Annotated in this window: 9 protein-coding genes; 4 read left to right on the forward strand and 5 right to left on the reverse strand. The window is 62.7% G+C overall.

Annotated elements, in window-relative coordinates; translation table 11 throughout:
* Nucleotides 1–7: 7 nt before the first annotated feature.
* The 4 genes from GEOBRER4_RS00615 (at nucleotide 8) to GEOBRER4_RS00630 (ending at nucleotide 9688) form a co-directional block, all read left to right on the forward strand.
* The gene (locus GEOBRER4_RS00615; protein WP_185243797.1) at nucleotides 8–2998 is read left to right on the forward strand and encodes a malto-oligosyltrehalose synthase; all 2991 of its coding nucleotides are present in this window, start codon (nucleotides 8–10) and stop codon (nucleotides 2996–2998) included.
* Nucleotides 2999–3088: 90 nt separating this feature from the next.
* A complete protein-coding gene (locus GEOBRER4_RS00620) occupies nucleotides 3089–5071 on the forward strand; it encodes an alpha-1,4-glucan--maltose-1-phosphate maltosyltransferase (protein WP_185243798.1) in 1983 nt (660 codons plus the stop codon).
* Between the two features lie 168 nt (nucleotides 5072–5239).
* Nucleotides 5240–8590: a maltose alpha-D-glucosyltransferase gene (gene treS / locus GEOBRER4_RS00625; protein ID WP_185243799.1), complete on the forward strand. Its 3351-nt coding sequence runs from the start codon at nucleotides 5240–5242 to the stop codon at nucleotides 8588–8590.
* Nucleotides 8591–8611: 21 nt separating this feature from the next.
* On the forward strand, nucleotides 8612–9688 hold the full coding sequence (locus GEOBRER4_RS00630) for a mechanosensitive ion channel family protein (RefSeq protein WP_185243800.1): 1077 nt from the start codon (nucleotides 8612–8614) through the stop codon (nucleotides 9686–9688).
* A 127-nt stretch (nucleotides 9689–9815) separates the two neighbouring features.
* Here the strand turns inward: GEOBRER4_RS00630 and GEOBRER4_RS00635 are convergent, their stop codons facing one another.
* The 5 genes from GEOBRER4_RS00635 to ku form a co-directional block, all read right to left on the reverse strand.
* Nucleotides 9816–10769 (reverse strand): YihY/virulence factor BrkB family protein, encoded by a 954-nt coding sequence (locus GEOBRER4_RS00635; RefSeq protein WP_185243801.1) that lies wholly within the window; start codon nucleotides 10767–10769, stop codon nucleotides 9816–9818.
* Nucleotides 10770–10819: 50 nt separating this feature from the next.
* The gene (locus GEOBRER4_RS00640) at nucleotides 10820–11680 is read right to left on the reverse strand and encodes an SDR family oxidoreductase (protein WP_185243802.1); all 861 of its coding nucleotides are present in this window, start codon (nucleotides 11678–11680) and stop codon (nucleotides 10820–10822) included.
* A gap of 28 nt (nucleotides 11681–11708) precedes the next feature.
* Nucleotides 11709–12914, reverse strand: coding sequence for a zinc-dependent alcohol dehydrogenase (locus GEOBRER4_RS00645; RefSeq protein WP_185243803.1), 1206 nt, complete (start codon nucleotides 12912–12914; stop codon nucleotides 11709–11711).
* Between the two features lie 45 nt (nucleotides 12915–12959).
* Nucleotides 12960–13688 (reverse strand): SRPBCC family protein, encoded by a 729-nt coding sequence (locus GEOBRER4_RS00650; RefSeq protein WP_185243804.1) that lies wholly within the window; start codon nucleotides 13686–13688, stop codon nucleotides 12960–12962.
* A 206-nt stretch (nucleotides 13689–13894) separates the two neighbouring features.
* Entirely contained in the window at nucleotides 13895–14674 is a 780-nt protein-coding gene (gene ku, locus GEOBRER4_RS00655) for a non-homologous end joining protein Ku (protein ID WP_185243805.1), read from the reverse strand.
* Between the last annotated feature and the right edge of the window lie 53 nt (nucleotides 14675–14727).

The following is a 14727-nucleotide window of genomic DNA, read 5'->3' on the forward strand; positions in this document are numbered from 1 at the left end:
GGGGAGCATGGCAGAGAATCATAAGCCGGCTGCGAGGATCCCGACAGCGACCTACCGGCTGCAGTTCAACTACGGCTTTACCTTCGCCGACGCCACCAGGATCATCGGCTACCTGGACGATCTCGGCATCAGCGACGTCTACGCCTCCTCGTACCTCGCCGCGAAGGAAGGGAGCGTTCACGGCTACGACGTGGTGAACCAGACCGTGCTGAACAGGGAGGTGGGGGACGAAGAGAGCTACCTCACCATGGTGGAGGAGCTGAAGCGGCACGGGATGGGGCACATTCTGGACTTCGTCCCAAACCACATGTGCATCGAAAGCGGCGAGAACCTCTGGTGGATGGACGTCCTGGAAAACGGGATGAGCTCCCCCTACGCGAGGTTTTTCGACATCGACTGGGAGCCGGTGAAAAAGGAACTGACCGGGAAGGTGCTGTTGCCGCTTCTCGGGGACCAGTACGGCAAGGTGCTGGAAGGAGGCGGCCTGCAGCTCTTTTTCAAGGAGGGAGCCTTCTACGTACAGGTTTACGCGCTGCAGATACCGCTGGAACCTGGGAGCTACCTGCAGCTCCTCCAGCACCGCCTGGACGCCCTGAAGGAGAAATTCCCGCCCGAGGCCGCACCCCTCGAAGAGCTCTTGAGCATCGAGACGGCGCTGCAGCACCTGCCGCTTGCGACCGAGCAGGACCCGGAGAAGATGGGGGAGCGGCACCGCGAAAAGGAGATCATCAAGAAGAGGCTTTGGCAGCTCTGCCAGGAGTCGCCAGAGGTGGCGGCGTTCATCGCGGACAACGTGAAGAGCTTCAACGGCAGTAAGGGCGACCCGCGCAGCTTCGACCTCATGGACAAACTCCTGCGGGACCAGGTGTACCGCCTCTCTTACTGGCGGGTGGCGACGGAGGAGATCAACTACCGGCGCTTCTTCGACATCAACGGCCTTGCCGCCATCAGGATGGAAGACCAGGCGGTGTACGACCTGACCCACACCCTTTTGTTCCGGCTGATCCGGGAGGGGAAGGTCACCGGCGTCAGGATCGACCACGTGGACGGGCTTTACGACCCCGTCTCCTACCTGCAGAACCTCCAGAAAAGCAGCTACTTCCAGCTGCGTCAGGCAGATGAGCCGATTCCCTCGAACAACGGGGAAGAGCAGAAAGAGGCGCTCGAGAAGGAATATAACGCGATCCTGGAGACGGACCCTTGCTACAAGCCCTTTTACGCCGTGGTCGAGAAGATCCTGATGAAGGGGGAGCTCCTCCCTGATCAGTGGCCGGTCTTCGGGACCACGGGGTACGACTTTTTGAACAGCGTGAACGGCATCTTTGTTGACACGGAAAAGTCGAAGCAGATGGACCGGCTCTACGACCGCTTCGTCAAGTGGGGGGGAGATTTCCCGGACCTGGTCTACGAGAAGAAGAAGCTGGTAATGCAGGTATCGCTCTCCGGAGAGGGGAACATGCTGGCGCACCAGTTGAACAACATCGCCGAGCAAGACCGGCTCACCCGCGACTTCACCCTGAACAGCCTGGCCCGAGCCATCAGCGAGGTGATCGCCTGCTTCCCTGTGTACCGCACCTACGCGAACTCCGCCTCGGTGCGCGACAAGGACGTGCAGTACATCGAGGCGGCCGTCTCCAAGGCCAAGCGGCGCAATCCCGCCATCAGCGGCTCCGTGTTCGACTTCGTGAGGGACGTGCTGCTCTTGAAATCCCCGGAGCGGGCCAGCGAGGACGACCGCCGCGCCTGGTTCTACTTCGCCATGCGCTTCCAGCAGATAACCGGGCCGGTCATGGCCAAGGGGCTCGAAGACACGGCCTTCTACGTCTACAACCGGCTGGTCTCGTTGAACGACGTCGGGGGGATGCCGGGGAAGTTCGGCACCACCCTGGAAGCCTTCCACGGGCAGAACCTCGACCGCAACAAGACCTTCCCCCACGCCATGATCGCCACCGCGACCCACGATTCCAAACGCGGCGAGGACGTGCGCACCAGGATAGACGCGCTCTCCGAGATCCCGGAGCTCTGGCAGAAGGCCGTGGTCAGGTGGAACCGGTTCAACAAGGGGAAGACCACGACCATCGAGAATCAGCCGGTGCCCGACCGCAACGAGGAGTACCTGCTGTACCAGATCCTCTTGGGGGTATGGCCGGCTGGCGAGATGGACCAGGAGGCATACGAGGGCCTCAAGGGACGGGTCCGGGACTACATGGTCAAGGCGATCCGGGAGGCGAAGGTCAACACCAGTTGGGTGAGCCCGAACAGCGCCCACGAGGAGGGGGTGACCTCATTCGTGGACCGGGTCCTGGAACCGGGGCCGGGAAACGTCTTTTTGCGCGAGTTCCTGCCGCTGCAAAGGCGGCTGGCGCGCTGCGGCATCTTCAGTTCCCTTTCCCAGACCTTCCTGAAGATGGTCTCCCCCGGGGTTCCCGACTTCTACCAGGGGACCGAGCTTTTCGAATTCACCCTGGTCGACCCCGACAACCGTCGCCAGGTCGACTACGGAAAGAGAATGGAAGCGCTGGCAGGGCTTAAGGCGCGAGAGGCGGAGGTGGGGCCGCAAGCGCTCTGGCGCGAGCTTATGGAAAAGGCTGAGGACGGGAGGATCAAGCTCTACCTCATCTACCGAGTCTTGAATTACCGCAGGAACAACCGCGGCCCCTTCGAGGGGGGGGAGTACCTGCCGCTGGAGGCAAAGGGAGCTCGGCAGCGCCACGTTTGCGCCTTTGCCAGGAAGGGAAAGGACAAGACCGTGATAGCTGTTGCGGCGCGCCTGGTGGCGACCCTGGTGCCGGCGGAAGTAAGCCTGCCGCTGGGGGAGGAGGCCTGGCAGGACACGGTACTGGCGCTTCCGGAAGGGTGCGGCGGCAGGTTCAGGAACGTCATCAATGGCGAGGAACTGGAAGCGCAGGAGCATGAGGGGGAAAAGGTGATCAGGCTTTCGCAGCTCTTCGGAGAGGTGAGCGTGGCGCTGCTGGAATCCACCTCCACCTCCGCGTAAAGCTACGGTGGACAGGCGTCATCCCCGCCCCTGTCCCAGAGGGCGAGGGGAGACAGGCGGAACCCCTCCTCTTCATCATCAGGAGAACTTATGGAAGGCAGAGCGCGGATAGCTATCGAGGCGGTCCACCCGCAGATCGACTGCGGCAGGTTCGCGGTGCAGCGGGTGATGGGCGACGAGATGGTGGTGCAGGCCGACATCTTCAGCGACGGCCACGACGAGGTGGTGGCCGTGCTGCTCTACCGCCGGCAGGGGGATGAAATCTGGCAGGAGACCCAGATGCAGCGCCTGGAGAACGACCGCTGGCAGGGGAGCTTCAGGCTGGGGGACCCCGGGTTCTACGAGTACAGCCTGCTCGGCTGGGTGGACCATTTCCGTACATGGCAGCGCGACCTCCAAAAAAGGTTCGAGGCGGGGCAGGACGTTTCGGTGGACCTGAAAATCGGCAGCAGCATCCTCGCTAAAGCGGCTAAAGAGGCCAACGAGGAGGATGCGGCGAAGCTGCGCCAGGCGGTGGAGGCGCTCAACCAGGAACCGGAGCATGAAGGGGCGGTGGCGCTCGGACTCGACCCCCGGCTTGGCGACCTGGTCAGCACCTGCTGCGCCCGCGGCCTCGCCACCCGCTACCACAAGGACCTCGTAGTCCGGGTGGACCGGAAGAAGGCGCTCTTCAGCAGCTGGTACGAACTCTTTCCCCGTTCCCTGGGAGGGACGGAGGGAAGGCACGGCACGCTCAAGGACTGTGTCGAGATCCTCCCGGACATTGCTGAACTCGGTTTCGACGTGCTCTACCTCCCTCCCATACACCCCATAGGCAGCAGCAAGAGGAAAGGGAAGGCGAACCGGGTCGAGGCCCAGCCTGGGGATCCGGGGAGCCCTTGGGCCATAGGGTCGCCGGAGGGGGGGCACAAGTCGATCCACCCGGAACTGGGGACCCTGGAGGACTTCGAGGACCTGGTCCGCGAGGCGGAGCGGCACGGCATCGAGATCGCACTCGACATCGCCTTCCAGTGCTCGCCGGACCACCCCTACCTGAAGGAGCATCCGGAGTGGTTCCTTTGGAGGCCGGACGGCACGGTCCAGTACGCGGAGAACCCTCCCAAGAAGTACCAGGACATCGTCCCGTTCAACTTTGAGACCCCGCAGTGGCAGGAGCTCTGGGAGGAGCTGAAGAGCATCTTCTTCTTCTGGATAGACCGCGGGGTGCGCATCTTCCGGGTGGACAACCCGCACACGAAGCCCTTTCCCATGTGGGAATGGATCATCGCGCAGGCGAGGGAGAAAGACCCCGACGTCATCTTCCTGGCCGAGGCGTTCACCAGACAGAAGATCATGTACCGGCTGGCGAAGCTCGGCTTCTCGCAGTCCTACAGCTATTTCGCCTGGCGAAACAGCAAACGGGAACTGACCGATTACCTTACCGAGTTGACCCGAAGCGACGCGAAAGAATTCATGCGCCCCAACTTCTGGCCCAACACCCCGGACATCCTTACCGAGTACCTGCAGTACGGCGGTCGTGCCGCTTTCATGATCAGGGTGACGCTGGCTGCGACCCTTTCCTCCAACTTCGGCATCTACGGCCCCGCTTACGAGCTCTGCGTCCCGACGGCAGAAGCCCCCGGATCTGAGGAGTACAAGGACGCCGAGAAGTACGAGATCCGCCCCTGGGACCGCAACGGCGCCGGCAACATCAGGGAGCTGATCGTGAAGCTGAACCGGATCCGGCGCGAGCATGCGGCGCTGCAGGAGACGAACAACGTGCAGTTCCTGGAGTCCGACAGCGACAGTGTCCTCTTCTTCGTGAAGACAGCAAAGAAGCAGGGGGACTCGCTCCTCGTCGCCGTGAACCTCGACCCCTTCCGGGTCCGCAACGTGAAACTGCGCATGCCGCTGGGGCTTCTCGGCGTCCTCCCTGGGCAGTCCTACCTGTTGCACGATCTGCTGGGGGGGGAGCGGTCGATCTGGCAGGGGGAGTGGGCCAGTGTGATCCTAGACCCGCAAATAGGGCCCGCCTGCATCTTCCGCCTCAGCACCTGGCTCCGCAGAGAATCCGATTTCGATTACTACTTCTAGCCGGCGACAGCGTCGTCTCCCGCAGTCGGACAAGGAGGGTGCCTTGCTTCGACTTAACAACTATTCCCCCTCCCCCTGCGGGAGGGGGCAGGGGGGTGGGGGTAGGCGCCATTTCATCGGCGGGCGGCTTCACCACCGCCCTTCCTGGTAACAGAAACGAGGTATGCCATGCCACACCGCAGCGACAAAAACCCGCTCTGGTTCAAGGACGCCATCATCTACGAGGTGCACATCAGGAGTTTTTGCGACAGCAACGGGGACGGCATCGGGGATTTCCGAGGCCTCTTGCAAAAGCTCCCCTACCTGCGCGACCTGGGGATCACGGCGGTCTGGGTGCTCCCGTTCTATCCCTCGCCGTTGAAGGACGACGGCTACGACATAGCCGACTACCGCAGCGTCCACCCCGAATACGGCACCCTCAGGGACTTCCAGGATTTCCTCAAGGGTGCCCACGCCCTAGGCATGCGGGTCATCACCGAGCTGGTCTTAAACCACACCTCGGACCAGCATCCCTGGTTCCAGAAGTCCCGCGCCTCGAAGCCCGGCTCCCCCTGGCGCGACTTTTACGTCTGGTCCGACACCCCCGACAAGTATCTGGACGCCCGCATCATCTTCAAGGATTTCGAGGTCTCCAACTGGACCCGCGATCCCGTCGCCAAGAGCTACTTCTGGCACCGGTTTTATTCGCACCAGCCCGACCTCAACTACGACAACCCACGAGTGCACGAGGCTATGTTCCGGGTCATCGACTTCTGGCTCGGGATGGGGGTGGACGGCTTGAGGCTCGACGCCGTCCCCTACCTGTACGAGCGGGAGGGGACAAACTGCGAGAACCTCCCTGAGACCTACGAGTTCCTGAAGAAGCTGCGCGCCTACATCGACGCCAAGTATCCTGGCCGGATGCTTCTGGCGGAGGCCAACCAGTGGCCGGAAGACGCCGCCTCCTATTTCGGGGAGGGCGAAGCCTGCCAGATGTGCTTCCACTTTCCGCTTATGCCCCGCATGTTCATGGCGCTGCAGATGGAGGACTCCTTCCCCATCATCAACATCCTGCAGCAGACCCCAGTCATCCCGCAGCAGTGCCAGTGGGCGCTCTTCCTGAGAAACCACGACGAGCTCACCCTGGAGATGGTGACCGACGAGGAACGGGACTACATGTACCGCATCTACGCCCGGGACCCCAGGGCGCGCATCAACCTGGGAATCCGGCGCCGGCTGGCGCCGCTCATGGGGGACGACCGGCGCAAGATCGAGCTGATGAACGTGCTCCTCTTCTGCCTCCCTGGCACCCCGATCATCTACTACGGCGACGAGATCGGCATGGGGGACAACTACTATCTCGGCGACCGGAACGGCGTGCGCACGCCGATGCAGTGGAGCCCGGACCGAAACGCCGGTTTCTCTGCGGTGAACCCGCAAAAGCTCTACCTCCCGGCAATCATCGATCCGGAGTATCACTACGAGGCGCGCAACGTCGAGAACCAGGCGAAAAACCCCTCCTCGCTCCTTTGGTGGATGAAGCGGATGATCGATCTCAGGAAGCGCTTCAAGGCCTTCGGCTGGGGGAGCGTCGAGTTCATGCCGCTGGAGAACTCGAAGGTGCTGGCTATGGTCAGGAAGTACGAGGACCAGGCGATTGTGGTGCTGATCAACCTCTCCCGCGCCACCCAGTTCGTCCAGGTGAACCAGCCGCGATTCGTCGGCTTTTACCCCGAGGAGATGTTCAGCCGCAACCGGTTCCCGGTGATCAAGGACTCGCCCTACGGGGTCATCCTCGGTCCTTACGACTACCACCTTCTGCTCATGAAGGACGGGCGCGAAGAGGTAAAGCCCAGGGAAGAGGGAGTGCTGGAGGAGGTGGCGGTTGCCGGCAGCTGGGAGAACGTCCTAAGGTCGGCGGGGCTGAGGCAGCTGGAGCAGTCGGTTCTCCCCGACTACCTGAAGCGGTCCCGCTGGTTCCAGGGGAAGAGCCGGATCATCGTCCGCTTCTCCGTGATCGAGAAGATTCCAGTGCCGGTCAACAGCTCCTCCGTGATCCTCACCCTTTTGGAGGTGAGCTACAGCGAGGGGGCGCCGGAGGTCTACCTGCTGCCGCTGCACTTCGCCCCCATGGACGGGGGAGGCGAGACGATCCTCACGGAGGCGCCGGCCGCCGCCGTCTGCAAGCTGCGCATCGGAGAGAAGGTCGGGGTCCTCTACGACGGTACCTACAACTCCCATTTCCGCTGGACCCTGTTCGAGATGATCTGGCGCCGCAAGGCGATCCGCACCGACAGCGGCAGGCTCTCCGGGCGAGCCGCCTCCGGGATGGGAGCCCTCATGGAAGGGAAGGAGCCTCCCTTCGTCTCCCAGGTGGGGAAATCGGAACAGAGCAACACCTCGGTGCTCTTCGACAAGCACTTCTTCTTGAAGCTGTACCGGCGCCTGGAAGAGGGGGCGCATCCGGAGGTCGAGATCGGGAGGTTCCTCTCGGAGCGGATCCATTTCCAGTACGTGGCGCCCCTGGCCGGGACCATCGATTACCGGCGCTCCGGGCAGGAGCCGGTTGCCATCGGGATGCTGCAGGCCTTCGTCCCCAACCAGGGGGACGCCTGGGCTTTCACTCTCGGGGAGGCGGGGCAGTTCGTCGACCGCGTGCTGGCCCATCGCGAGGAGGCGAAGGAATCAGGGAGTCCCGCAGTCACCCAGCCGGACACGGCGTCCGCCGGCTTCTCCGCGGTGCTCCTCGACCTGATCCAGGGTTTGTACCCGGAGATGGTGGCCCTGATCGGGAAACGCACGGCGGAACTGCACCTGGCCCTTTCCTCCCGCAGCGACGACCCCTCCTTCGCGCCGGAGCCCTTTGCGTTTCTGTACCAGCGCTCGGTGTACCAGTCGATGCGCAGCCGCACCAGGAAGGTCTTCGACCTCTTACGCCGGAACCTGGGCCGGATCCCGGAGGAACTTGTGCAGGAGGCCGAGGCGCTCCTGGGGCTGGAGCCGGAGGTGCAGGCGGCCCTGCAGAAGTTCACCGTCAGCAAGTTCTCCGCCATGAAGACGCGGGTGCACGGCGACTACCACCTGGGGCAGCTCCTCTACACCGGGGACGACTTCCTGATCATGGACTTCGAAGGGGAACCGGTGAAATCCCTGGGGGAGCGAAGGATCAAGCAGTCGCCGCTTCGGGACGTGGCGGGGATGGTCCGCTCCTTCGAATACGCGGGTCACGCGGTGCTCATGCAGAGGCCCCAGGTCCGGGACGAGGACGTGGCCTTCCTGCAGCCGTGGATCCAGGCCTGGTGCCGGTACAACTCCTCTATTTTCCTTGCCTCCTACCAGAAGGGGGTGGAAGGATCCTGCTTCATGCCCGATAACCCGCAGGACGTGGAGACCATGCTGCGCTGCTTCATGCTGGACAAGGCGGTCTACGAGCTGGGGTACGAGCTGAACAACCGCCCGGACTGGGTCTCGATCCCGCTGCGGGGGATAATGAACCTGCTGGCGTCGGATAAGAGCGTTCCGAGGCAGGAGGGGCAATGATGGAGAGGCGCGGGGGTGTTGATGCAACCTAGCTTCTCCTTGCCGCATTTGAACGGGTGGGAGGCCGTCGTCACAGCAGGCGCGGTGCTGCTGGCGACGCTTTTGACGGCCGTGGTGCTGAACAGGCTCTTTTTCCACTTGGCCGCCGGTTTAGCCCGCAGGACGGGGCACCCCCTGGCCCTTTTCCTCGTCGATCGCCTGCGTCTGCCGTCCCGCCTGCTGGTTCCACTTTTGGCGCTCATCCTGGTCCTTCCCTCCCTCAATCTCGCGGCTGTTGCCCAGGCGAGTGCGGAGCACCTGCTCACCCTGGTCTTCATCGCCGCGCTAGCCTGGCTCGCCACCGGCGTCATCCTGGCCTCTCGGGATTACCTCCTCACCCGTTACGGCAACAACGGCAGCGACGATTACAAGGCCCGCGCCCTGGAAACCCAGCTCACCGTGGCAGTCCGGATCGTGGTGGTACTCGTCGTCGTGGTGGCGCTCGCGGCGATGCTGATGACCTTCGCCGCCATCCGCAGCCTTGGCATGAGCATCCTGGCCTCGGCGGGAATCGTCGGCATCACGGTCGGGTTTGCCGCCCAGCGCAGCATCGCGACCCTTTTCGCGGGGCTGCAGATCGCGGTCACCCAGCCGATCCGGATCAACGACGTGGTGCTGGTTGAGGGGGAGTACGGAAACATCGAGGAGATAACGCTGACCTACGTGGTGGTTAAGATCTGGGACCAGCGCAGGCTCCTGGTTCCGGTGACCTACTTCCTGGAGAAGCCGTTCCAGAACTGGACCCGGCGCTCCTCGGAACTTTTGGGGACGGTCTTCTTCCAGGCGGACTTCTCGCTTCCGGTGGAGCGGGTGCGGCAGCAACTGCACGAGATACTGTTGGCATCCAAGAAGTGGGATGGGCGGGTCTGGAGCCTGCAGGTGACGAACGCTACGGAGAGGAGCATTGAGCTGCGAGCCCTGATGAGCGCGTCCGATGCCCCTTCCGTCTGGGACCTGCGCTGTGAGGTGCGGGAGAAGCTGCTTCATTTCATGCTGGACACCTTCCCGGAGAGCCTACCCAAGGCCCGGGCCTATCTCAGCTCCGACCGGACCGATTGAGCGATCTGCGATGGACTTCCCCCTCCCTGACCCTCCCCATCCGGGGGAGGGAAGCCTTTAGCCGCCGGTGCACGCAGGATCTTTCCGCTCCTGCATAGCCGATGAAGCCACTTCCCTTTTTACTTTTTTAACTGCGCTTCTCGTCTTTTTCTTCCTTCATCTCCTCGTTCACGTCCTCGCGGGGCGCGCTCACCTCTCCCGCCACCTTCTCGCCCGGCTTCTTCCCCTCCGCGGAGCTGTGCTCGATGACGGAGTTGATCACCGCGCCGGCCAGGATGATGAGCCCGGTCAGGTAAAGCCAGAGCAGCAGCACGATGACGGCACCGATGCTGCCGTAGGTCTTGTCGTAGGAGCCAAAGTTGTTGATGTAGTAGGAGAAAGCGAGTGACATCACGATCCAGCTCGGGATGGCGATCACGGCGCCGGGGCTGATCCAGACCCACTGGTGCTCCACGTCGGGGGTGAAATAGTAAATGACGGCGATGGCGAGTATGAGGACGAACAGGGTGACCGGTACCAGGGCTGCGAACCAGACCACCTTGAAGGCGCCGCCGAAGTTGATCAGTCCTGCCACGTAGTCGCCGATCTGGTTGCCGAACATGAGCGCCGCCATCGCCAGCAGGAACAGCAACGAGAGGCCGACGACCAGCCCGATGGCGATCAGGCGCACCTTCCAGAAGGGGCGCCCTTCCTTGACGTCATAGAGGTTGTTCATGGCGTCCATGACGGAGACGATGGCGTTGGATGAGGCCCAGAGCGCGAGCACGATCCCGGTCGAGAGGAGTCCTTGCTTCTTGTTGGTGAAAAGGGCCTGGATGTTGTCCTTGATCAGCGCGAAGGTTTCGCCGGGAAGGAACCTGGACGCGTTGTCCAGCACGTACTCCAGCAGGTGCGGGACCGGCAGGTACGCGATCAGCGTGGTCAGGAAGAGGAGGAAGGGAAAGGAGGCGAACAGGAAGTAGTAGGCCATGGCGGCGGCGTGCTCGGGGCAGTCCTCCTCGGAGAACTTCTTGTAGGCCCTTTTTGCCAATTCCTTGTAGCTCGTGTCGCCCAGCTTGAAGTATCTGCGCAGTGAGATCATGGTCGACTCCTTGATGAGGTCACCCTGCCACCTTGCGGGGCAAGGGTTAGCTACCCTCCTACGATGGTCCCGCCGTTTGGATGCAAAACTTGGCCGGTCATGTAGGAGCCACCTTCGGAGGCGAGGAAGACGTAGCTGTGGGCCACTTCCACCGGCTGCCCCGCCCGCTTCAAAAGCACGTTGCCGCCGAACTGCTCGGTCTTCTCCTCCGGGAAGGTCCCGGGGATGAGCGGGGTCCAGATTGGACCGGGCGCCACGGCGTTCACCAGGATCCCCTTTTCGGCGAGCGACAGGGCGAGCGAGCGGGTGAAGGCGACGATGGCTCCTTTGGTGGAGGAGTAGTCGATAAGGTTGGGGTTTCCCTTGTAGGCGGTGACCGAGGTGGTGTTGATGATCCGGGAGCCCTCCTGCAGGTGCTTCAGCGCGGCCTTAACCAGGTAGAACTGCGCGAAGATATTGGTCCTGAAGGTCCGCTCCAATTGCTCTGAGGAAATCTCTTCGATCCCCTGGCAGTAATGCTGCTCGGCCGCGTTGTTCACCAGCAGGTCCAGCTTGCCGAACGCCCCCACAGTTTTGTTGACTATGTCGAGGCAGAACTGCTCCTGCCCCACGTCCCCCCTGAAAGCGAGGCAGCGTACCCCCTCGCGCTCCACGATGTCGCGGGTCTCTTTCGCGTCCTGGTCTTCCTCCAGGTAGCAGAAGGCGATGTTGGCCCCCTCGCGGGCGAAAGCGATGGCGACGGCCCGGCCGATGCCGCTGTCGCCGCCGGTGATGAGGGCGGTTTTCCCCTGCAGCTTCCCGGACCCACGGTATTCGAACTCGCCGCTTTGCGGCCTGGGTGTCATCTCGGCTTCTTTTCCCGGTTGCGCCTGGCGCTGCGGCGGGAACTTCTTTTCTTCCTCGGTCGGCATCTGGTATCTCCTTTGGACTGCGGTCGGGTCACGCGGAGGCCGGTTCGCTCTTCTGGGCGGCGTGCTCCGGTTTAAGCGCGATCTTGATGCAGGAATCCTGCTTCTTCACGAAGGTGCGGTACCCCTCCGGCGCGTCCTCGAGCGACATCCTGTGGGTGATGATGGATGAGGGATCGATCTGCTGCTCGGCGACCAGCTTTACCAGGTGCGGGAGGTACTTGTGCACGTGGGCCTGCCCTCCCCGGAGCGTGAGCCCCTTGGCGAAGATGGCTCCCATCGGGAACTTGTCGATGAACCCGCTGTAGACCCCGGTGATGGAAAGGGTCCCCCCCTTGCGGCAAGCCTTCACCAGCTGGCGCAGCGCCGAGGCCCGGTCGGTCTCCAGGTGCAGCGTCTGCTTCACCAGATCGTAGACGTCCTCGATGCCGGTGCCGCGTGCTTCGAGCCCCACCGCGTCGATGCAGGAGTCGGGGCCGCGGCCGCCGGTCATGTTCTGCAGCTGCTCGGCCACGTCCACTTCCTCGTAGTTGAGCACCTCCGCCTGGCACTGGCTGTGCGCCATCTGCAGGCGGTCGGGGAAGCGATCGATGCCGATCACCCGCTCGGCCCCGAGAAGCTTGGCCGATTTCATGGCCAAAAGCCCAACCGGTCCGCACCCCCAGACGGCGACTGTGTCGCCCGGATTGATGTTGCAGTAGACCGCGGCCTGGTAGCCGGTGGGCATGATGTCCGTTAACAGCACCACCTGCTCGTACGGTATCCCGTCCGGTATCTTCTCGAGCCCCACGTCGGCGAAGGGAACCCGGACATACTCGGCCTGGCCGCCCGCGTACCCCCCGTAGAGATGGGAGTAACCGAAGATCCCGCCGCCGGTGTCGCCGTAGATATGCTCCATCATCCAGGAATTGGGGTTCGAGTTGTCGCAAAGCGACCAGAGCTCATGCTTGCAGTACCAGCACGCGCCGCAGCTGATGGGAAAGGGGACTATCACGCGGTCGCCGACCCTGAAGCGGGTGACGGCGGGACCCGCGGCGACGATCTCGCCCACGAACTCGTGCCCCAGGATGTCACCCTTCTTCATGGTCGGGACGTAGCCGTTGTAAAGGTGCAGGTCGGAACCGCAGATGCAGGTGAGGGCGACCTTGACGATGACGTCCCCCTTCTGCACGATCTCCGGGTCTGGCACCGTGTCCACCCGCACGTCCTGCTTGCCATGCCAGCATACTGCCCTCATATCTCCTCCTTGTCGCGCCCAGGTTCCGGGGCGCCCGGCCCTGAGTTACTCAACGGTGCGCCTGGCGGTAGTCTCCTCGCCCACCTCGAGGATCTGCTTCAGGCGCTTGAGATCCTCCTCCAGTTGCTGGGCGTTTAGGCCGTGGGCGATCCTGGCTGCGGCCCTTCCGGCAGTGCCGCCGGGGGGGTAGTAGTCGATGATCACCCGCACCTCGGTGCCGCGGTTGCCGGGGGCCTCCTTGAACTCCACCGTCCCCTTGTTCGGGATGTCGGCGCTTCCCACCGAGTGCCAGCTGATCTGTTGTCCCGGGGTGTCCTCCATCATCTCCGCGTCCCATTCCGTGCTGAGTCCGCCGGGGCCAACCGCTTTCCAGTGTGAGGTCCGCTCGCCGGTGACCTGCACCGACGCGAGGTGCTTCATGAAACGCGGCAGGTTCTCCAGGCGGCGCCAGAACTCGTAGACCTGGTGCGGCGGCAGGCCTATGGTCACCACCTTCTCTATGCGCAGTCCCGACTCTTGTGTGTGCACGGTGTCAACCCCTATAGCTTCGTACAGGCCGCAGTGCCCGGTTTGCCCCCGGTAAAGGAGCATCCCTCCGCTCGCGATCATGGCCAGGCCGGAGAGGTAGTTTCTCCTCCCTACGCTCCAAAGTCCGGAGAGCGCCAGGGCCGCGCCTCCTGCAAGCGATGCCTTGCGCTCCGCCGGCCCCACGTTAACTCTCGTGTGTGCCTGGCCGCGGTAAGCGCGGCCTTGCTCAGTTGTGCTGGTTTCCATGCTAATCCTCCTTAGAAGCAGTAGTGCTGCTTTTTATTAGTGGCTTTTAAGAATTCAAATAAGCTAACACAGCGACTTTGGATTGCAATAGAGTTGGGGGATTTTGGACGGGGAAGAATGGGGGTGGGATCGTCGGGACGCGGGAGAAGCTGTGACAAAAGGGACGGGCCGGTTCTGGAAGAGTGGCCCGTCCCCTTTTGGCGGCTCTAGGCCGCCTCCTTCCTTTTCTGTTTTATGCTCTCCTTCAAAAGCGCCATCATGTCGGCGACCTTCGGCGGAGGAGGCTGTTTCGCCTGGGGCGCGGGCGTCCTTCCCTGGGCCTTTTCCTCGATGATACGTTTCAGGTCGTCCACGTACTGGTCCTTGTATTTTTCCGGGTCGAATTTCACCGTCAGCTGGTCGATGAGGGAAAGCGCCAGCGCCACCTCCTGCTCGCGCAGGTTCTCGTCCCCGGGGAGTTTCAGGTCGGCCGCGTCCCGCACCTCTTCGGCGTACCTGATCTGGTTCAGCACCAGCACCTTGTCCAGGGGCCTCAGAATCCCGATGCTCCCCCTGTTCCTCAGCACGTAATGCGCCACTCCCACCTTCCCTGAGCGCTTCAGCGCCTCTCTCAAAAGGGCATACGCCTTGGGACCGGTCTTCTCGGGCTCCAGGTAGTACGGCTTCTCGAAGAACCTGGTGTCGATCTCCCGCTCGTCGATGAAGTCGACGATGTCGATGAGGTGCGTCTTTTCAAGGCTCGCGTTCTCGAAGTCCTGGTCGGTCAAGACGATGTACTCGCCGTCGCTGTACTCATACCCCTTCACGATCTCCTCGTAGGGGACCTCCTGGTTGTCGTTCTTGCAGACCCTCAGGTACTTGATGGGGCAGAGATCACTCTTGCGCAACATGTCCAGATCGAGAGTGTTGCTCTGGGAGCCGCTGTAAAGCTTCACCGGTATGTTCACCAGCCCGAAGCTGATTGAACCTGACCACATCGCCCTCATGTTTCACCTCCTCACCTCGCCGTACTTTCCCAGCCTGGGGACGGCGCAGGTTC

It is taken from the genome of Citrifermentans bremense (genome assembly GCF_014218275.1).
Classification (GTDB): domain Bacteria; phylum Desulfobacterota; class Desulfuromonadia; order Geobacterales; family Geobacteraceae; genus Geomonas; species Geomonas pelophila.

Bases quoted from the DNA above. Each gene is read 5' to 3' on its own strand.
- GEOBRER4_RS00615 (WP_185243797.1), top strand. From the start codon at position 8: ATGGCAGAGAATCATAAGCCGGCTGCGAGGATCCCGACAGCGACCTAC.
- GEOBRER4_RS00620 (WP_185243798.1), top strand. From the start codon at position 3,089: ATGGAAGGCAGAGCGCGGATAGCTATCGAGGCGGTCCACCCGCAGATC.
- treS (WP_185243799.1), top strand. From the start codon at position 5,240: ATGCCACACCGCAGCGACAAAAACCCGCTCTGGTTCAAGGACGCCATC.
- GEOBRER4_RS00630 (WP_185243800.1), top strand. From the start codon at position 8,612: ATGCAACCTAGCTTCTCCTTGCCGCATTTGAACGGGTGGGAGGCCGTC.
- GEOBRER4_RS00635 (WP_185243801.1), bottom strand. From the start codon at position 10,769: ATGATCTCACTGCGCAGATACTTCAAGCTGGGCGACACGAGCTACAAG.
- GEOBRER4_RS00640 (WP_185243802.1), bottom strand. From the start codon at position 11,680: ATGCCGACCGAGGAAGAAAAGAAGTTCCCGCCGCAGCGCCAGGCGCAA.
- GEOBRER4_RS00645 (WP_185243803.1), bottom strand. From the start codon at position 12,914: ATGAGGGCAGTATGCTGGCATGGCAAGCAGGACGTGCGGGTGGACACG.
- GEOBRER4_RS00650 (WP_185243804.1), bottom strand. From the start codon at position 13,688: ATGGAAACCAGCACAACTGAGCAAGGCCGCGCTTACCGCGGCCAGGCA.
- ku (WP_185243805.1), bottom strand. From the start codon at position 14,674: ATGAGGGCGATGTGGTCAGGTTCAATCAGCTTCGGGCTGGTGAACATA.